This window comes from Hydrogenophaga luteola, from assembly GCF_042648585.1.
GTDB classification, from domain to species: Bacteria; Pseudomonadota; Gammaproteobacteria; order Burkholderiales; family Burkholderiaceae_C; genus Hydrogenophaga; species Hydrogenophaga luteola.
In genome coordinates this window covers 163,594-182,431 of sequence record NZ_JBHRXX010000005.1, presented here as the reverse complement: position 1 = coordinate 182,431, position 18,838 = coordinate 163,594, and the positions used below count along the sequence as shown (strand labels likewise).

18 protein-coding genes are annotated in these 18,838 nt (G+C 66.8%); 10 read left to right on the top strand and 8 right to left on the bottom strand.

What is annotated here, in order from left to right:
* A complete protein-coding gene (gene puuE / locus ACFOPI_RS10920) occupies positions 1 to 951 on the bottom strand; it encodes an allantoinase PuuE (RefSeq protein WP_382173759.1) in 951 nt (316 codons plus the stop codon).
* 8 nt (positions 952 to 959) lie between these two features.
* The gene (locus tag ACFOPI_RS10915; protein WP_382173757.1) at positions 960 to 1,628 is read right to left on the bottom strand and encodes a GntR family transcriptional regulator; all 669 of its coding nucleotides are present in this window, start codon (positions 1,626 to 1,628) and stop codon (positions 960 to 962) included.
* A 71-nt stretch (positions 1,629 to 1,699) separates the two neighbouring features.
* Here ACFOPI_RS10915 and uraH point away from each other — a divergent pair, with 71 nt between their 5' ends.
* Complete coding sequence (gene uraH, locus ACFOPI_RS10910; RefSeq protein ID WP_382173755.1) at positions 1,700 to 2,053, top strand: hydroxyisourate hydrolase; 354 nt, start codon at positions 1,700 to 1,702, stop codon at positions 2,051 to 2,053.
* Between the two features lie 226 nt (positions 2,054 to 2,279).
* On the opposite strand, the gene ACFOPI_RS10905 is transcribed toward uraH, so the two are convergent.
* Positions 2,280 to 2,801 (bottom strand): hypothetical protein, encoded by a 522-nt coding sequence (locus ACFOPI_RS10905; protein ID WP_382173753.1) that lies wholly within the window; start codon positions 2,799 to 2,801, stop codon positions 2,280 to 2,282.
* Positions 2,802 to 2,964: 163 nt separating this feature from the next.
* On the opposite strand from ACFOPI_RS10905, the gene xdhC reads away from it, so the two are divergent.
* The 8 genes from xdhC to fghA all read left to right on the top strand — a co-directional run bounded on the left by xdhC (position 2,965) and on the right by fghA (position 11,249).
* Positions 2,965 to 3,786, top strand: coding sequence for a xanthine dehydrogenase accessory protein XdhC (xdhC, locus tag ACFOPI_RS10900; RefSeq protein ID WP_382173751.1), 822 nt, complete (start codon positions 2,965 to 2,967; stop codon positions 3,784 to 3,786).
* Positions 3,787 to 3,930: 144 nt separating this feature from the next.
* Positions 3,931 to 4,662, top strand: a complete 732-nt coding sequence (locus tag ACFOPI_RS10895; protein WP_382173750.1) for an aspartate/glutamate racemase family protein — start codon at positions 3,931 to 3,933, stop codon at positions 4,660 to 4,662.
* Between the two features lie 39 nt (positions 4,663 to 4,701).
* Positions 4,702 to 6,072, top strand: a complete 1,371-nt coding sequence (locus ACFOPI_RS10890; RefSeq protein ID WP_382173748.1) for an NCS1 family transporter — start codon at positions 4,702 to 4,704, stop codon at positions 6,070 to 6,072.
* Positions 6,073 to 6,087: 15 nt separating this feature from the next.
* Positions 6,088 to 6,840, top strand: coding sequence for a GntR family transcriptional regulator (locus tag ACFOPI_RS10885; RefSeq protein WP_382173746.1), 753 nt, complete (start codon positions 6,088 to 6,090; stop codon positions 6,838 to 6,840).
* Between the two features lie 231 nt (positions 6,841 to 7,071).
* Positions 7,072 to 8,271, top strand: a complete 1,200-nt coding sequence (locus ACFOPI_RS10880; RefSeq protein WP_382173744.1) for a urate hydroxylase PuuD — start codon at positions 7,072 to 7,074, stop codon at positions 8,269 to 8,271.
* Positions 8,272 to 8,330: 59 nt separating this feature from the next.
* Positions 8,331 to 9,437 (top strand): S-(hydroxymethyl)glutathione dehydrogenase/class III alcohol dehydrogenase, encoded by a 1,107-nt coding sequence (locus ACFOPI_RS10875; protein WP_382173742.1) that lies wholly within the window; start codon positions 8,331 to 8,333, stop codon positions 9,435 to 9,437.
* A gap of 7 nt (positions 9,438 to 9,444) precedes the next feature.
* Positions 9,445 to 10,353 (top strand): alpha/beta fold hydrolase, encoded by a 909-nt coding sequence (locus ACFOPI_RS10870; RefSeq protein ID WP_382173740.1) that lies wholly within the window; start codon positions 9,445 to 9,447, stop codon positions 10,351 to 10,353.
* A 23-nt stretch (positions 10,354 to 10,376) separates the two neighbouring features.
* Positions 10,377 to 11,249, top strand: a complete 873-nt coding sequence (gene fghA, locus ACFOPI_RS10865; protein ID WP_382173738.1) for an S-formylglutathione hydrolase — start codon at positions 10,377 to 10,379, stop codon at positions 11,247 to 11,249.
* A gap of 21 nt (positions 11,250 to 11,270) precedes the next feature.
* Here the strand turns inward: fghA and ACFOPI_RS10860 are convergent, their stop codons facing one another.
* From ACFOPI_RS10860 to ACFOPI_RS10840, 5 genes are all read right to left on the bottom strand, one after another.
* Positions 11,271 to 12,959, bottom strand: coding sequence for an AMP-binding protein (locus ACFOPI_RS10860; protein WP_382173736.1), 1,689 nt, complete (start codon positions 12,957 to 12,959; stop codon positions 11,271 to 11,273).
* A 116-nt stretch (positions 12,960 to 13,075) separates the two neighbouring features.
* A complete protein-coding gene (locus tag ACFOPI_RS10855) occupies positions 13,076 to 14,023 on the bottom strand; it encodes a phosphotransferase (RefSeq protein ID WP_382173734.1) in 948 nt (315 codons plus the stop codon).
* The gene (locus ACFOPI_RS10850; RefSeq protein WP_382173732.1) at positions 14,020 to 15,303 is read right to left on the bottom strand and encodes an aspartate aminotransferase family protein; all 1,284 of its coding nucleotides are present in this window, start codon (positions 15,301 to 15,303) and stop codon (positions 14,020 to 14,022) included. The genes ACFOPI_RS10855 and ACFOPI_RS10850 overlap by 4 nt, the downstream gene beginning before the upstream one ends.
* Before the next feature lie 95 nt (positions 15,304 to 15,398).
* Positions 15,399 to 16,919, bottom strand: coding sequence for an APC family permease (locus tag ACFOPI_RS10845; RefSeq protein WP_382173730.1), 1,521 nt, complete (start codon positions 16,917 to 16,919; stop codon positions 15,399 to 15,401).
* A 33-nt stretch (positions 16,920 to 16,952) separates the two neighbouring features.
* Entirely contained in the window at positions 16,953 to 17,621 is a 669-nt protein-coding gene (locus ACFOPI_RS10840) for a TorF family putative porin (protein ID WP_382173729.1), read from the bottom strand.
* A gap of 163 nt (positions 17,622 to 17,784) precedes the next feature.
* Between ACFOPI_RS10840 and ACFOPI_RS10835 the strand changes: the two genes are divergently transcribed.
* Complete coding sequence (locus ACFOPI_RS10835) at positions 17,785 to 18,783, top strand: helix-turn-helix domain-containing protein (protein WP_382173727.1); 999 nt, start codon at positions 17,785 to 17,787, stop codon at positions 18,781 to 18,783.
* Positions 18,784 to 18,838 lie beyond the last annotated feature (55 nt).

Genomic DNA, 18,838 nt, shown 5'->3' with positions numbered 1-18,838 from the left:
TCAGGCAGGGTTCAGCGGGTGGGTGGCCTTCCAGTGCCGCGCGATGTCCACGCGACGCGCCACCCAGACCTTGTCGTGCGACTGGATGTGGTCCAGGAAGCGCTGCAGCGCGGTGATGCGGCCGGGGCGGCCGAGCAGGCGGCAGTGCATACCGATGCTCATCATCTTCGGGCGGTCCAGGCCGTCGGGGTCGCCTTCGGCATACAGCGCGTCGAAGGTGTCCTTCATGTATTGGAAAAACGGGTCGGCGTGCGAGTAGCCCTGCGGCAGGGCAAAGCGCATGTCGTTGCAGTCCAGCGTGTAGGGCACGATGAGCTGGTGCGTGTCCGTGCCGTCGGTCTTGCGCACCTTCATCCAGAACGGCAGGTCTTCGCCGTAGTAGTCGCTGTCGTATTCGAAGCCGCCGAAGTCGGCCACCAGGCGGCGCGTGTTGGGGCTGTCGCGGCCGGTGTACCAGCCCAGCGGACGTTCGCCTGTCAGTTGCTCAATGATCGCCATCGCCTCGGCCATGTGGGCGCGCTCGGTGGCCTCGTCGATGTTCTGGTAGTGGATCCACTTGAGGCCGTGGCAGGCGATGTCGTAGCCCAGTTCCTGGAAGGCCGCGGTCAGTTCCGGGTACTTCTGCAGCGCGGTGGACACGCCGAACACGGTCAGCGGCAGCTGGCGTTTTTCGAATTCGCGCAGGATGCGCCAGACGCCCGCGCGCGAGCCGTACTCGTAGATGCCTTCCATGCTGATGTGGCGGGCCTCGAAGGCGGCGGGGTTGAACATTTCCGAGAGGAACTGTTCGCTGGCCTTGTCGCCGTGCAGCACGCTGTTCTCTCCGCCTTCTTCGTAGTTGAGGACGAACTGAACGGCGATGCGGGCGCCGCCAGGCCAGCGCGCGTGCGGCACGTCGCGGCCGTAGCCGATGAGGTCGCGCGGGTAGGGGGCGGTGCTGTCGTAGATCATGCGGGTGCTCAGGATGAAAGGGCGAGGGACAGGTCGTTGGTGGGCAGCTTGCGGTCGAAAGTCAGGCCTTCTTCCACGTGCAGCAGGTGTTCGTTCATCAGGCGCACAGCCAGTTCTTCGTCCCTGGCGGTGAGCGCCTTGACGATGTCGGCGTGCTCTTCGTTGGAGTGTTCGGCGGCGGCGGTGCTCTGGTACATCAGGGTGATCAGGGCGCAGCGCGAGATCAGGTCGCGCAGCAGCTCGGCCAGCACCTCGTTGCCCATCAGCTCGGCCATGCGCACATGGAAGTCCCCCAGCAGCTCGGTGCGGCCGGGCACGTCCTGGTTGTTCACCGCCTGCTTCTCCTGGGCCACGTGGTCGCGAAGGGCCTTGAGCTTGGCGGGGCTGACCTGTCGCACGAACGCCCGTGTCATTTCGACCTCCAGCATGCGGCGCACCGCGAACACCTGCTTGGCTTCCTCCACAGAAGGGGCGGCCACGAAGGCGCCGCGCGCGGGTTCGAGCCGGATCAGGCGGTTCTGCGAGAGCTGGAACAGCGCCTGGCGGACCAGGGTGCGCGAGACCCCGAAGTGGTCGGCCAGTTTCTGCTCGGCAAGCTTGGTGCCCGGGTGCAGGCGGTGCTCGACGATGGCCCGGGTCAGCGATTCGACAATCTGGCTGGTGCTGGAGGTTTCCATGGATTCATCATATCCAGAAAAACAAAAAGTGTATACACTTTTGGTCGACCGAACTTCATGAGGACTTCACCATGGGCCTGAGCACCCACGTTCTGGACACGATGCACGGCTGCCCCGCGGCGGGCATGGCTGTCGAGCTCTACACCACCGAGGGCGAACAGGCCGCGCTGGTCAAGCGCTTCACACTGAACCACGACGGCCGCAACCCGGACGGGCCGCTGTACGACAACACCAGCCTGAAGGTCGGCACCTACCGCCTGGTGTTCGATGTGAAAGGGTATTTCGCGGCGAAAGGAGTAGCGCTGCCCGAGCCCAACTTCCTGAACCGCGTGGCGCTGGACTTCGGCGTGGCCCACACCGACCAGCACTACCACGTGCCGCTCTTGGTGAGCCCCTGGAGTTATTCAACCTACCGGGGCAGCTGAGCTGCCCCGCGCCCCTGCGCGCCTGACGGCGCTTCCCCCCTGCTGCGCGGGGGGACGGCCCCTGTGGCCGGGCAAAGCCCGTTCCACGGGTCCCCTGGACACGGGCACTTGCGCCGGAGAGATGTCCGGAGTGCAATGAATCTATTCAAGGATGCGGTGGAACCGGCTTTGCCGGGCCACTCGCATCGCCCCCTGGGGGGTGACGCCGCAGGCGGCGCGGGGGGTATCACTTGTTCCGCTGCCCTTCGGTCAGCGTGTCCAGCTGGAACTGGCCGCTCTTGTCCCAGAGCCAGGTGTCGACGTAGTAGACACGGCCCATGAGGACCGGGGCGGGGTAGGGGGCTGCTTCCTGGATGGTGCGCTCGATCTCGGCTTTGGCGCCCGGATGGCTGGGCGGTCGCATCCAGTGCATGGTGACGATGTGGCCGCGGTGGTCCAGCTCCAGCTGCATGGTGCCCACGCCCTGCAGCAGTGGCGGCATCTTGCCCTTGAAGATGCGGTGGGCGTTCTTGTCATAGAGGTGGCGGGCGCCGTCACGGCGGTAGTCGCGCGGTGTGGCTGCATTCGACACGTAGGTGGGCGGGGGCTCAACGGCCACCGGTGCCTCGGATGGCGGTGCGGTGGTCTCCAGCGCGGGCTCGGCGGGCGGTGGCGTGGGCACCGGCGAGGCGCAGGCAGCGAGCAGGGCGACCAGGGCCAGGGCGGCCAGGCGGTGGGTGGCAATGAAACGGGCAGTTGGAGCGTGCATGGATGTCTCTCGGAGTCTTCGTGATCGGCGAAGTCGCCGCCAGGCAGGGCGCCATAGGGCTGGGGAGATGCAGTTTATGGTTCTTTGCCCACTTGCCCAAGCAAGAACCCGATGGATACTGCCAAGCGGTCGCCGCATCGGCGTATTTGGACGGATTTTTGGCATGCACGCCACACAGCACTCCGATCTTGCAACCCTGTTTGAACGCCTGGCGCAGGCACCGGCGGTGCTCGTGTCCGTGTCGCGCACCCAGGGCTCGGTGCCGCGGGAGGCCGGCACCTGGATGGCTGTCTGGCCCGGCGAGCAGATCGGCACCATCGGTGGTGGCCATCTGGAATGGGACGCGCTGAAGCAGGCCAGGGACGCGCTGGCCGCTGGCACATCAGCGCCCTGGACGCACCGGGTGGCGCTGGGTCCCAGCCTGGGGCAGTGCTGCGGCGGGGTGGTGGAGCTGCGCTTCGAGCCGGTCGCACAGACCGACGCGGGCGCCCTTCAGCAACGACTGGCGCCGGTGCTCACACCGGTCGCCCTGTTCGGTGGCGGACACGTCGGGCAGGCCATCGTGCGGGCGCTGGCGCCGCTGCCGTTCGCGGTGCACTGGATCGACAGCCGCGACGGCGTGTTCCCGGACCGCCTGCCATCGACGGTGTGTGCCGAACACTCCGAACCGGTGCAGGACGCGGTGCGCGACCTGCCGCCGGGTGCGCTGGTGCTGATCATGAGCTTCTCGCATGCGGAAGACCTGGACATCGTGGCGGCCTGCCTGCAGCGGCGCCGGGTCGTGGGCGACCTGCCGTTTCTGGGCCTGATCGGCAGCCAGACCAAATGGGCGACCTTCCGGCGCCGGCTGCTGGAGCGGGGCTTCACGGAGGATGAACTCGGGGGCATCACCTGCCCGATCGGACTGCCCGGCATCGGCGGCAAGGAGCCGGCGGTGATCGCGGCCTCAGTGGTTGCCCAGCTGCTGATCCAGCGCAGCGCCTGACGCTGCGCCACCGGTCGCCGCGCGGCCGGTTCTTCCCATCCATTGCGGGTAAACCCCAGTCATTTTGGCTGCGCGGCCTCTTGTTGTGTTCGATTTTTGTATACAAACTATGTGTTCGAAATCAGAATTCAACCAGGAGATGCCATGAAGCTGCGCGTGATCAACCCGAACACCACGCAGGCGATGACGGACACCATCGGCCAGGCCGCGCGCCGCGTGGCGGGGCCAGGCACGCTGATCGTGGCCAGCCAGCCCGCCAGCGGTCCGGTGTCGATCGAGAGCCATTTCGACGAGGCAGTGGCCGCCATCGGGGTCGCCGAGGAGGTGCTGGCTGGCGAGCGCGAGGGCACCGACGCCTACGTGATCGCCTGTTTCGGCGACCCGGGTCTGTGGTCGGCCCGCGAGCTGACCCGGGCACCCGTGATCGGCATTGCCGAAGCGGCCTTTCACATGGCCGCCCTGATCGCCACCCGCTTTTCCGTGGTCACCACGCTGGGCCGCACCTGCGTGATTGCCGAACACCTGCTGGCCCAGTACGGTTTCGAGCACCAGTGCCGCCGGGTGCGCGCCGCCGAGATTCCGGTGCTGGACCTGGAACACGACCCCGACGCGTCCCTGCGCAAGATCATCGAAGAGAGCCTGCGGGCCAAGGAAGAGGATGGGGTCGGCGCCATCGTCCTCGGCTGCGGCGGCATGGCCGACCTTACCGAAGAGATCTCGCGGGCCGTGGGCCTGCCCGTGGTCGAAGGCGTGACCGCGGCGGTCAAGCTGGCCGAATCACTGGTGCAACTGGGCTTGCACACCAGCAAGCACGGCGACCTGGATTTCCCCCGTCCCAAGGCCTTTGCAGGCCGTTTCAGTCACTTCAGCGCCTGAACGGCGCATCCTGCTTCCCACCCACAAGGAGACAACACCATGAGCGAAGCGCAAGAGAAAGTGGCCGGTGAAGAATCGCTGGCACCACAGGAAACCCGGATCATGGACCGCTGGTCCTACCTGCTGGCCTGGCTGGGTGGCTGTGTGTCCATCGGCACCTTTGCCATGGGCTCCAGCCTGGTCGGCCAGCTGAACATGCTGCAGGCGGTGGTGGCCATTGCCATCGGCTGTTTCGTCATCGGTGTGGCGCTGGCCATCAACGGCGCCGCGGGCCACAAGTACGGCATTCCCTTCATGGTGCAGGCGCGCACCGCCTTCGGCTTCTCGGGCACCCGCCTGCCCGGCCTGGTGCGTGCGGTGCCGGCGGTGGTGTGGTTCGGCTTCCAGAGCTGGATCGGTGCCGGCGCGCTGAACGCGGTGTCGGCCACGCTGCTGGGCTGGGACAACCTGGTGGCCTGGTTCGTCATCTTCCAGCTGCTGCAGATCGCGCTGTCGGTCTACGGCTTCAAGGGCATCAAGTGGCTGGAGAACGTGGGCAGTGTGTTCATCATCGCGTCGCTGATCTACATGTTCTATGCCGTGATCACCAAGTTCGGCGGCGCCATCAACGAGCGCATCACCAGCATCGAAGGCACTTGGGGCATGCCGTTCTGGGGCGCGACGATGCTGTTCCTGGGCATCTACAGCACGATGATGCTCAACGTCAGCGACTACTCGCGCGAACTGCACAAGAACGTGCGGCCCGGCCCGCTGACCACGATTTACGCCATGAGCATCCTGCCGGCCACCCTGTTCATGGGCCTGATCGGCCTGATGGTCTCGGGGGCCACTGGCACGGCCGATCCGATCAAGGTGTTCTCCAGTGCGGTCGACAACACCCCCCTGTTGGTTACCACGCTGCTGTTCATCGCCTTCGCCCAGGTCACCACCAACGTGCTCAACAACGTGGTGCCCCCGGCCTATGTGCTGATGGACCTGTTCCGCCTCTCGTTCCGCAAGTCGGCGGTGGTGGTCGGTCTGCTGGCCTTCTGCACCTTCCCGTGGGTGCTCGTGAAGGACGAATCCGCCTCGGGCCTGCAGATGTTCGTGCAGACCTATTCCGCCTTCCTGGGTCCGATCTTCGCGGTGCTGGTGGTGGATTACTACGTGCTGCGCGGCCGCCGCCTCGATCTGGCCAAGCTTTATGACGAGAACGGTCCGTACCGGGGCGTGAACTGGGCCGGCATGCTGGCCACGCTGGCCGGTGCGGCCGTGGCGCTGTCCTTCCCGTCCATCAGCTGGTACGCGAGCCTGTTGCCGGCCGGCGTGGTGTATTACCTTCTGATGAACCACTGGGCGCCGTGCCGCCGCTTCCTCGACGGCGAGCCGACCGTGGCGGCCCCGATGACCGCCAGCCGCCGGAGGGCCTGAGCCTAGAATCCGGGCATGCCCAGAAAACGCAGCAGCCCGGTGAACGCCCGCGCACCACAGGTGGGGCAGGAGGACGCGCTGGACACGACCGAGCGCGGCCCCACGGTCGAGAGCATCGCGCAGGATGTCGCCGCCGCCATCGTGGAAAAGCGCATCCCTCCGGGCACCTGGCTGCGCGAGGAGGCCCTCGGCCGGGTTTACGGGGTGAGCCGGACCAAGGTGCGCGCCGCGCTGCTCATGCTGGCCAAGGACAAGCTGGTCGAGACCATTCCCGACAAAGGCACCTACGTGTGCCAGCCGAGTGTGGAGGAGGCGCGCGAGGTGTTCTCGGCGCGCCGCCTCATCGAGGCGGAGATCGTGCGGCTGTTCGTGGCCCGTGCCCGGCCAGCGGATTTCGAGCAGCTGCGCCAGCACATCCGCATGGAGCGTTCCGCGCTCAAGGGGCCCTCGATCGGCGCCGTCCGGGAAAAGCTGCTCGGGGATTTCCACGTGGCACTGGCCGAGGCTGCCGGGCACCGCATCCTCACCGAGATCCTCACCGAGCTGGTGGCGCGCAGTTCCCTGATTGCCATGCTCTACCAGAGCAGCAACGACGCACACTGCTCGACCGACGAACACGAGCAGTTCCTGCGCATCTGCGAGACCGGCCACCCGGACTCGGCGGTGGCCAACATGATGGACCACCTGCAGCGTCTGGAGGCCAGCCTCGACCTGGGACAGGTGCGGGCCAACCGGCAGCTGGATCTGGTCAACGCGCTGATGATGTGACCCCGTCACGGGTGGCACGGCCCGTGCTTGCTGGAAGGGCACCACCTCGGGTAAACCCCGGATCATCTGTCTCCAAAAAGTGTATACACTTTCTCCATCCGGTCGCAGCGGAGCGGGTGCCTGGGCCACACAGCCCGGGGCACTCAATTACGCGGCCCTCAGTCGACTCAGAGCGCCCGCGGTGGTGAGTCGCAAACCCTGACGGATTCACCGTCCTTGTGTTGAGGTGCCATGGAAACCTATTTGCTCGACTGGGCCAATTTGCTGCTGCGCTGGTTGCACGTCATCGTCGCCATCGCCTGGATCGGCTCCTCCTTCTATTTCGTCTTCCTCGACAGCAGCCTCACGCCGCCCGAGGACGAACAGCTGAAGAAGGACGGCGTCGGCGGCGAACTCTGGGCGCTGCACGGCGGCGGTTTCTACCACCCGGTCAAGTTCAAGGCCGCACCGCCCAAACTGCCCGAGCACCTGCACTGGTTCTACTGGGAAAGCTATTCCACCTGGCTCTCGGGCTTTGCTCTGTTCCTGGTGTCCTACCTCTGGAGTCCCAGCGTCTACCTGATCGACCCGCGGGTCATGGAATGGTCGCCCGCCGGGGCGATTGCCGCCGCGCTGGCCTTTCTGGTGGTGTTCTGGTTTGCCTACGACGCGATCTGCCGCACCTTGGGGCAGACGAAGAACGGCGACACCAAGGTCGGCGCGTTGGTGCTGGTGCTGGTCTGCATCGCGGCCTACGCGGCCACGCAGATGTTCGCCGGCCGCGCGGCCTTCCTGCTCATGGGGGCGATGCTGGCCACGGCCATGAGCGCCAACGTGTTCTTCTGGATCATCCCCGGCCAGCGCACCATGGTGGCCGACATGAAGGCCGGCCGCCCGGTGGACCCGATCCACGGCATCCGCGGCAAGCAGCGCAGCGTGCACAACACCTACTTCACGCTGCCGGTGCTGTTCGCGATGCTGAGCAACCACTACAGCTTCACCTACGCCCACCCGCAGAACTGGCTGATCCTGATCGCTATCATGTTCGCGGGCGCCGCCATCCGCCAGTTCTTCGTCATGCGCCACGGCTACAAGCTGGGCCGCAACCCGCACCCCTGGAAGTACGCGGCTGTGGGCGTGGTCGTGCTGCTCGGCCTGATCGTCTGGCTCCGGCCCGCGCCCGCCGCGCCGGCCGCGGCGGCGCCGACCACCGTGGGGTACGCACAACTGCAGCCGGTGGTGGCGCAGCGCTGCGTGATGTGCCACGGCGAGGCCTTGCAGAGCAAGGGCGTGCGCCTGGACTCGGCAGAGGAGCTGAAGAAGAACGCCCAGATGGTCTACCAGCAGGTGGTGGTGCAGAAGCTCATGCCGATGAACAACGCCACCGGACTGACCGAAGAAGAGAGGGCCTTGTTCGCGCAGTGGTTCAACGGCGGGGCCAAGACGGACTGATCCGACGTTTGTCGCGCGGCTGCGCTACCCTCAGGGTTTTCCATCCAACGGGAGACCCCATGAAAACGCGCGCAGCCGTCGCCTGGAAGGCCGGCGAACCCCTGACCATTGAAACCGTCGATCTGCAGGGGCCTAAGTTCGGCGAGGTGCTGGTCGAGATCAAGGCCACCGGCATCTGCCACACCGACTACTACACGCTCTCGGGCGCCGACCCCGAGGGCCTGTTCCCGGCCATCCTCGGCCATGAGGGCGCGGGCATCGTGGTGGACGTCGGCCCCGGCGTGACCACGCTCAAGAAGGGCGACCACGTCATCCCGCTCTACACGCCCGAGTGCCGCCAGTGCAAGTTCTGCCTGAGCCGCAAGACCAACCTCTGCCAGCTCATCCGCGGCACGCAGGGCAAGGGCCTGATGCCCGACGCCACCAGCCGCTTCTCCATCGACGGAAAGCCCATCCTGCACTACATGGGCACGTCCACATTCGCCAACCACACCGTGGTGCCCGAGATTGCACTGGCCAAGATCCGCGAGGACGCACCCTTTGACAAGGTCTGCTACATCGGCTGCGGCGTCACCACCGGCATCGGCGCGGTGATCTTCACCGCCAAGGTGGAGGCGGGCGCCAACGTGGTGGTGTTTGGCCTGGGCGGCATCGGCCTGAACGTGATCCAGGGCGCGCGCATGGTGGGCGCCGACAAGATCATCGGCATCGACCTCAACCCCGAGCGCGAGGCCATGGCCCGGAAGTTCGGCATGACGCACTTCATCAATCCCAAGGACGTGGACAACGTGGTCGACGCCATCGTGCAGCTCACCGACGGCGGGGCCGACTACAGCTTCGAGTGCATCGGCAACACCAAAGTGATGCGCCAGGCGCTGGAGTGCACGCACAAGGGCTGGGGCCGCAGCATCATCATCGGCGTGGCCGAGGCCGGTGCGGAAATCTCCACCCGGCCGTTCCAGCTGGTCACCGGCCGCAAGTGGGAAGGCTCGGCCTTCGGCGGCGCGCGCGGCCGCACCGACGTGCCCAAGATCGTGGACTGGTACATGGACGGCAAGATCGACATCGACAGCCTCATCACCCACAAGCTCAAGCTCGAAGACATCAACGAAGGCTTCGCGCTGATGAAGCGCGGCGAGTCCATCCGTTCCGTCGTTGAGTTCTGACGTTGTCATGGCGCTGCCGCTGCTGAATGCCGACACCCGCGTGCGCGCCGGTGTGCTCGACGTGGCCTGCCACATGGCTGGCCCCGCCGACGGGCCGCCGGTGCTGCTGATGCACGGCTTCCCCTACGACATCCATGCGTATGTGGACATGGCGCCGATGCTAGCCCAGGGCGGCTGCCGGGTAGTGGTGCCCTACCTGCGGGGCTACGGCGGTACGCGCTTCCTCGACGCGGCCACGCCGCGCTCGGGCGAACAGGCGGTGCTGGGCGCCGACCTGCTGGCCCTGCTCGATGCGCTCTCCATCGAACGCGCCGTGCTCGCGGGTTACGACTGGGGCGGCCGTGCCGCCTGCGTTGTCGCGGCCCTGTGGCCACAACGCTGCGCCGGCCTGGTCACGGTCAACAGCTACAACCTGCAGAACATCGCCCGCGCCATGGTGCCGGACACGCCCGAGAACGAACAGCGCCTCTGGTACCAGTACCTGTTCCACAGCGAACGCGGCCGCGCAGCGCTGACGCAGGACCGCCGCGCGCTGTGCCGCCGGCTGTGGGAACTCTGGTCCCCCACCTGGGCGTTTGACGACGCGACCTTCGAACGCAGCGCCGCCGCTTTCGACAACCCCGACTTCGTCGATGTGGTCATCCATTCCTACCGCCACCGCTTCGGCCTGGTGCCGGGCGACCCGGCCGTGGCGGATGTCGAACGCCGCATCGCCGCCCAGCCGCCCATCACCGTGCCCACCATCAGCTTGGATGGCACGGCCGACGGCGTGCGCCCCTGGGAGCCCGCCGAAGCCAACGCTCACCGCTTCAGCGGCCCGCGCCAGCACCGCTTGCTGCCCGGCATCGGTCACAACCTGCCGCAGGAAGCGCCGCGCGCGTTTGCCGACGCGGTGCTCGAACTGGTCCGCCGCTGACCCCTTTCACCCACACGATCACCATGGCCCTCGAACGACTCGAACTGCTCAGCGAACACGGCTGCTTCGGCGGCGTGCAGCGCTTCTACAAACACTTCTCGGTCAACCAGATCGGCCTGCCGATGCGCTTCGCGCTGTTCCTGCCGCCTCAGGCGCAGGCCGGGCAGAAAGTGCCGCTGCTGACCTACCTGGCCGGACTGACCTGCACCGAAGAAACCGCCACCATGAAGGCCGGCGCCCAACGCCTGGCCTCCCAGCTGGGCCTGGCCCTGCTGTTCCCCGACACCAGCCCGCGCAGCAGCGGCATCGATGGCGAGGACCACCACTGGGACTTCGGTGTCGGCGCGGGCTTCTACCTCGACGCCACCGAACATCCTTGGGCTGGTCACTGGCAGATGGAAAGCTACCTGCTGCAGGACCTGATCCCCGGCGTGGTGGCCGAATTCGGCATCGACGGCGACCGGCTGGGCATCACCGGTCACTCCATGGGCGGGCACGGCGCGCTCACGCTGGCGCTGCGGCACCCCGGCGTGTTCCGCAGCCTCTCCGCCTTCGCGCCGATCTGCGCACCGACGAAGTGCCCCTGGGGCCACAAGGCCTTCATGGGCTATCTGGGGCAGGACGAAGCGACCTGGGCGGCGCACGACGCCAGCCTGCTGATGGCCGCGCAGACCAGCGCACCGTACCCCGGCGGCATCCTCATCGACCAGGGCCTGGCCGACAAATTCCTGGCCGAACAGCTGTACCCCGAGTCCTTTGAAGCCGCCTGTGCCCAGGTCGGCCAGCCGCTCACGCTGCGCCGCCACGCCGGCTACGACCACGGCTACTACTTCATCAGCAGCTTCATCGACGACCACCTGCGCCATCACGCGCAGGCGCTGGGTGCCGCTGACTGAGCGCCAGCGGCGCCATGCCGCTCAGGCCTGCCAGAGCACGGTCTTGCCGGAGTTCTCCCAGGCCTCGTAGTGTTTCGCGTACAGGTCTTCGATGCGGTTGCGCTTGACCTTGAAGGTGGGCGTGATCACGTCGTTGTCCACCGTCCAGGCGGTGGTGGTCACCACCAGGCACTGCAGCCGCTCGTGCGGGTCCAGCGTGGCGTTGATGGTCTTGATGTGGGCTGCCAGCGAGCTTTCCAGCGTGACCCGCCCCTCGGCGCTGGCCGATTGCGCGACGGCATCGGCATTGAGCATCGCGATGCCCAGAGGCTGGCCCAGGTTGGCGCCGGTGACCACGCAGGCCTCGATGGCCGGGTGCATCACCAGCTTGTCCTCGATGGGGGCTGGCGCCACGTACTTTCCCTTGCCGGTCTTGAACAGGTCTTTCACCCGGCCGGTGATGCGCAGCAGACCCTGCGCGTCGATGCTGCCCTTGTCGCCGGTCTTGAGCCAGCCGTCGGGGGTGAACACCTCGGCGGTCTTCTCGGGCTCCTTGTAGTAGCCCTGCATCAGCGCCTGGCTCTTCATCTGGATCTCGCCAGTCTCGGGGTCGATGCGCTGTTGCACGTCGGGGTAGGTCGGTCCCACCGTGCCGCGCTGGTTCTTGCCCGATTCGGTGATGTGCGAGAGCGCGAGGTTCTCGGTCATGCCGTAGCCCTCGTTGATCGCCAGGCCCAGCTGGCCATACCACTCCAGCAGCGCCAGCGGCATGGGCGCCGCGCCGCCCGCGGCGAAGCGGCACTGGTCCAGGCCCAGCGCCTTGCGGATCTTCTTGCGCACCAGGCCGCCGATGAGCGGGATGCCCAGCAGCCGGTTCAGCTTGGCGGGCGGCATCTTGTGGTGGATGCCCTGTTGGAACTTGACCCACAGCCGCGGCACCGAGAAGAACACCGTGGGACGCGCGCGCTGCAGGTCGGCGGCGAAGGTGTCCAGCGACTCGGCGAAGTACACGTGCATGGACGTGCGCAGCCAGCCGTGTTCCACCAGCATGCGCTCGACCACGTGCGCCAGCGGCAGGTAGGACAGCATGCGGTCCTCCTGGCTGAGCGGAATCCGGCCGAGGCCGCGGTCCAGCGCCCAGGCGAAGTTGCCGAAGGAATGCATCACGCCCTTTGGCAGGCCGGTGGTGCCCGAGGTGTAGATCAGCGTCGCCAGTTCGTCCTCGCCGCGGGTGGGGGACTCCTTCATCGGCCCGGTGCGCGCCACGATGGCGTCCCAGCCCTCGTAGGCGCGCTTCGCGTCGTCGGGCGACAGCGGGTAGCTCATGCAGGGCAGGCCGGCGGGCACGCCGGGCTTCATGTGCTCCCAGCCGTCGAGCTTGCCGACGAACAGGGCCTTGGACTCGCTGTGGGTCAGGATCTGGGTGATGGTTTCGGGCGCCAGTGTGGGGTACAGCGGCACCGAGACATACCCGGCCATCCAGATCGCCAGGTCGCTCATCATCCACCAGGCGCAATTCTTGGAAAGGATCGCCACCTTGCTGCCCGGCGCCCAGCCCTGGGCCTTCAGGTGAGCGGCCATGCGCCGGCTCTGGTCGGCCACCTGGGCCCAGGTGAAGTCCTGCACCGCCCCGGCGCCCATGGGCTGTGTCAGGGCCACCCGCGTCGGAGCGGTCTTTTCCCAGTGGTAAAGGCGTTGCAGGGCGAGGTAATCGGGCGAAATCTTGGTCATGCGCATCTCCAGGTGAACCCCGGAATCTACCGGGCCTGGTCGAAAGCCGGGCAGCGGGCTTTCCCGCGTGCTTTCTAGAGCTTGCGCTCCAGTTTTGGGGGAAGCCCTGACCTGGATCAAGCCGCCGGCAGGCGCGGGATACAGCGCTGGCAGACCTCGCGAGCCGCGGTCACGTAGCGCTGGCTGCGTTCCTGCGCACCCGCTTCGCCCAGCCGCGGCACGACCCAGCCGACATAGGTCGTGGCCCGCAGGGCCAGGAAGAGGTCGAGCGTGTCCAGGTCCAGGTGGCGCACCGCCTGGTAACCCCGCAGCAGTGCGTCCCGCAGCGCCGGGTAGGTGGGCGACCCGATGAACTTGAGCAGGGTGGTGGCCAGGTCGAAGGCGCGGTAGCCCCAGCCGCCATCGTCGAAGTCCAGCAGGCCGATGCGCTCGCCGTGCAGCAGCACGTTCTCGCGCACCAGATCGGCGTGGATCAGGCCGAAGTCGAGACGGTCCTGCATGCGGTCCAGATCGCGCCGCGCCGCGGACCGGAAGTGTTCGAACAGGCGCCTGTCGTCGGCGGACAGCGCCGGGTGCTCCCAGAAGCGCCCCCAGACCGGCGCCTCGCCCAGCAGGCCCTCGGCGTCCCAGCGCACGCGGGAAAAGCTGGCCGGTGGCACCCAGGCGTCCGAGGCGTCGTGCAGCTGTGCCATCTGACGTCCGAGCGCGTGGAAAAGACCGTCGATGTCGGGCGCCGGGTCTTCTTGCAGCGCGGCGCCGAGGGTCTGACCAGGCAGCCAGGTGAGCAGATCCACCTGGTGGCCGTTCACCTCTTCGAGCAGCCGGCCTGCCTGCGAGGACACGGGCCGGGGCACCAGCAGACCGGCCTGGGCCAGCGCCGCCATCCACTGCAGTTCGGATTCGAGTTCGACGCTGCTGCGGTAGCCCGGGCGCTTGATGCGCAGGGCGTAGTCAACGGAGGCGTCGCTCAACCGGTAGACCTGGTTCTCCCGGCCCGCGACGAACCGCAGACGCGCATGTCCGAGGCCCCACCGGGTGGCCGCGTTTGTAGCGAGATCCGTCATGACTGCGGCGCCAGCTGGGCCAGCACATCGTCCAGCGTCTGCACCAGCAGGTCCAGGTGTTCTTCCGAGAAGGTCATCGGCGGGCGGATTTTGAGGGTGTTCTTGTGTCGCCCCAGCTTGGACAGCAGCACGCCGCGCTCGCGCATCGCCTCCACCACCTGGTCAGCGAAGCCCGAAGCGGGCTCCATCGTGTGCCTGTCCTTGAGGAACTCGACGCCGAACACCATGCCGCTCTGGCGCACGTCGCCGATGACGCCGTACTTCCTGGCCAGATTCTTCAGCGCCTTCTCTGCCAGGGCTCCGATCTTCGCGGCATTGGCCTGCAGCTGGCGTTGCTCGATCTCCTCCAGCACCGCCATCGCTGCAGCGCAAGCCACTGGGTTGCCGCCAAAGGTGTTGAAGTAACGGTAGGAGTTGCGGAAGCGCTCCATCACCTCCGGCCGTGTGACCAGGCCCGCCACCGGGTAGCCGTTGCCCATGGGCTTGCCCATGGTCACCACGTCGGGGATCACGCCCTGCTTCTGGTGCGCCCAGAAATGGCTACCACTGCGCGCAAAGCCCGACTGCACCTCGTCGCAGATCAGGAAGCCGCCAGCCTGGCGGACCACCTGTTCGGTCGGCCGCAACCAGCCCGGGGCCTGGTCGGGGAAGCCTTCGTTCAGGAACAGCGGACACACGATCAGCGCAGCGAAGCCGATGCCCGAGCGCTCATGCTCGTCGATCTGCTCCTGCACCTTGGCGGCAAACCGCAGCCCCTGGGGGTCGTCGATGCGCAGGCTGTCGGGCGCCTCCACATGGCGCACGTACTGGTTGAGCCCGTATCCGTATTTGGGTGCGTTGCCAGTCGACAGCTGGCTGACCAGGCTGGTGTTGCCGTGGTAAGTGGCGTCGGTGGCGATCACGCCCCGCTTGCCGGTCATGGCTTCGGCTATGCGCAGCGCGATGTCGTTGGCCTCGGAGCCGGTGCAAGTGAGCAGGGCGTTGGAGAGCTCGCCACCGTACGTGGACGTCAGCTTCTCGACGTAGTTCACCAGGTTCTCGTGCAGGTAGCGGCTGTGCACGTTGAGCTGGGCGCTTTGCGAACAGATCGCCTCCACCACCCTCGGGTTGCAGTGCCCGACGTGGGGCACGTTGTTGTAGCAGTCCAGGTAGCGGCGGCCGTCCGCGTCCCAGAGCCACACGTCTTCGCCCTTCACGATGTGGACCGGTCGCTTGTAGAAGGTGGAGACGTTGGGGCCGAGCAGGGCCCGCCGTTTCTCCAGCAGTTCGGTTTCGTTCATTTCAGTTTTCCATCAAACAGCCAACCAGAAGAAACAAGTTCTGGCGCCTGCGGCGCCAGAACTTCACCGGAAAAGGCAGCCTGACCAGGCGATCCTCAGGAGATCACGTCCTGGATCAGTTCCTTGTTTTCCTTGTGGCGGATGATCGCGAAGAAGTAGCCCACCACCAGAACACCGAACGGCAGCAGCGCCATGAACCAGCCCAGACCGTTCATGGCCCAGGAGGTGGTGGTCGGGTCCAGGCCTTCGGCGACCGCACCCGTCAGCAGGCCGAAGCGCGCCATCAGCAGGTAGAGCCCGACCGACAGACCGATGGTGGCCAGCACCGGCGCAATCAGCGACTGGAAGATGTTCGCGTCGCCCGGCACACGACGGAACCAGGCGATCACCGCCAGACAGACCAGGATCTCGATCAGCAGGATCGACACCACCGCCAGACCGGAGAACCAGAAGAACATGTTGAGGATGGGATCCAGACCCGCCATCGCAAAGAGGGCAATGACGGCGGCGGTGATCACCGAGACGATGATCGAGCCGGCCGACGGTGCGCCGCGCTGGTTGACCTTGGCCATGGCCGCGGGCAGGGTGCCACCGCGGCCCAGGGCAAACAGGTAGCGCGCAGCGGAGTTCTGGAACGCCAGCATGGCGGCAAACAGACTCGAGAGCACCAGGCTCTTCATCAGCGCGGACAGCCAGTCACCCACATACTGGCCGGCCAGCGAGAACAGCACATTGGCGGGATTGACCAGGGGCGCGCCGTCGACCGACGACAGCTCGACCACGCGGTCCATCACCTTGCCTGCACCGAGGCCACTGACCACAGCGAACGAGGTGAAAGCGAACAGCACGGTGATCAGCACCACGGCGACGTAGGTGGCCAACGGCACGGTGCGCTTGGGGTCGATCGATTCTTCGCCGTAGATGGCGGTGGCTTCGAAGCCCACAAAAGAGGCGAAGGCGAAGGCCAGCGCGATGCCGGCGGAACCAGCCAGACCACCCGCCAGGATGTTGGCGGGGCTGAAGGACGCCGCAAAATTCCATCCCTCCGGGCCACCCTGCACGAAGATCGCCACCGCAGTGACCACCAGGCTCAGGAGCTCAAGCCCCATCAGCAGGCCCAGCACGTGCGCGCCCACGTCCACGCTGCGCAGCGACAGCCAGGTCACCGCGGCCCAGGCCACCAGAGACCATCCCCACCAGGGCAGCCCCCCGACCTGCTCGGCCATCAGGCCGCCGAAGAAGCCGAAGATCGACAGGTGGATGGCCAGGTAGGCCAGCAGGGACACGAAGGCCGAGCCCACGCCCAGGTGCAAGCCCATGCCGCGACCGATGTACGCGAAGAACGCGCCGGAGTTGGTCACCTGGTGGCTCATGGCGGCGTAGCCCACGCTGAACAGCAGCAGGATCAGGCCCGCCAGCAGGTAGGCGCCCGGCGCGGCCGCGCCGTTGCCGAGCAGGATGGCGGCGGGCAGTGCGCCGGTCATGCCCACCAGCGGCGAGGCGGCGGCGACCACGAAGAAGACGATGCCGATCACCCCCAGGCGGCCGGATCGCAGGGACTGATCGGCACCCGGGGCGGACCCGGACGGTGAATGTGAGGTAGAGGCGGTGTTCATGGCTTGTCCTGAAGGGTGGGTGGGAGAACGGGCTCAGAAGCCCTTGACCAGGCTGAGCACCAACCGGTTGTCACCAGCGCCCCCGAGCTGCTCTTTGCGGGTGGCGCCCGAGAACGTGGCGCCTACGGACAGGCCTTCGCCCAGGTCGCGGGTGACGCCCAGGCTGTAGTCACCGAAGTCCCCGGCGGTCTTGTTGCGCATGCCCAGCCCGGCCTGCAGCTTCCAGGCCTCGCCGAGGGGTTGCGTGTAGGCCAGGCTCAGGCGACCGAACTTCTCGATCACGCCGCTGACACCGCGTGCGTACTTGACGGTCACCGGCCCCCAGCTCAGGCTGGCATAGGCCTCGTTGCCGTTCCAGCCCCCGCCGCTGCTGGGGTAGATGAAGCTGATCAGCCCGATGTCGTAGGACAGCTGCTCGGTGATGGCGCCGCGGTGGCCGCCGTAGAGGTCGATCTCCAGTTTCGCGTCGCCAAAGCGGCCGGTGGAGTTCCAGTTGCCCAGGTAGAAGCCGTTGTCGAAACTGGTGTCGACGCCGCCCTGGAGCGCGGGGCGAACCTGTTTCCCTTTGGGGTTGTCCTGGTCCAGGCCGTTGGACTTGTACAAGGACACGACACCCAGGTTGTAGCTGGTGTCGGCCAGGACGATGCTGGGTGCGCTCAGGCATGCGGCGCAGCATGCCAGGAGGGTGAAGGCGCGTTTCATGTGGTCGTTCCTCGGTGTTGTGTTGGGCTGTTCCGTTCCGCTGGCCTGTGTTGCCAAGGGTGGACGGGATGCTAGGGACGGGCCGCCGAACGGGTTATCAAAACTGCGCACGATGTGGTCCGGGTTTCTCCCAATCGGGCCCTCTGCTGCTACGCTGCGTGCCATGAGCGACCCCACTGCCGAGGCCCCCGAAGACGCGGACGCGCCCGGCTGGGCCCAGTCCCTGCTGACCTTCGACATGGACGCCCACGCTGCGGCGCAGGGCGACTGGTCGCTGCATTACGAGCAGCTCTCCAGCGGGCGTTTCCGCGGCGAACTGTCCCTGGTGCAGCTGGTGGGCGTGCGCCTTACCGAAGAGAAGACCAGCCTCGCGCTGCGCCAGCGCGGCAGGCTGGGTGAGCAGGTCTACGGGTTCGCGATGTCGGTCGCGCCGACCGGGGATGTGTACTTCGACGGCCGCAAGGTCCACCCCGACGCCATCCTCTGCGGCAGCGGGCGCGAGATCGATTTCGTCACCCCGGCGCAGCACGACCTGATCGCGCTGACCGTGGAGCGCAGCCTGCTCAACCCCTTGTGGGAGCACATGTACCAGAAGCCGCTGGCCAGCTGGCTGGAGCGTCAGGTGGAGCTGCTGCCCACACCCGAGAGCGCCGCTGCGCTGCGCAGCAAGCACCAGCAGGCGCTGAAGGAGGCGCTGGCGCTGGCGCAGCACTTCACCGACCCGTCTGCGTTGAACCAGTTGCGCGACGACATCCTGATCGAGTGGATCGAGGCACTGCCGCCGAGTGTGGATATCTCGGACCTGGACTCGCTGGCGCGGCGCAAGCGCATGGTGGACAAGGCCTGCGAGCTGATGATGGCCAACCCGGACGAGCCGCCCTCGATCCTGGACGTGTGCAGCCGGGTGGGTGCGAGCCGGCGCAAGCTGAACTATTGCTTCCAGGACGTGCTGGGGATCTCACCGACGCAGTACCTGCGGGCGCTGCGGCTCAACGGCGTGCGGCGCGGTCTGCGCGAGGCGGAGCCCGGCGCGACGGTGCAGGACGTGGCGGCGCGCTGGGGGTTCTGGCACCTGGGGCAGTTTTCGCTGGACTACAAGAAGCACTTCTTCGAACTGCCGTCCGAGACCCTGAACCGAGCTCGGAAAGGACGTTCAGGGTAAACCCGCAAGTCGGTTTTGCGCATTTCCGATCACGCACGGCGGGGAGTGGCCGGCA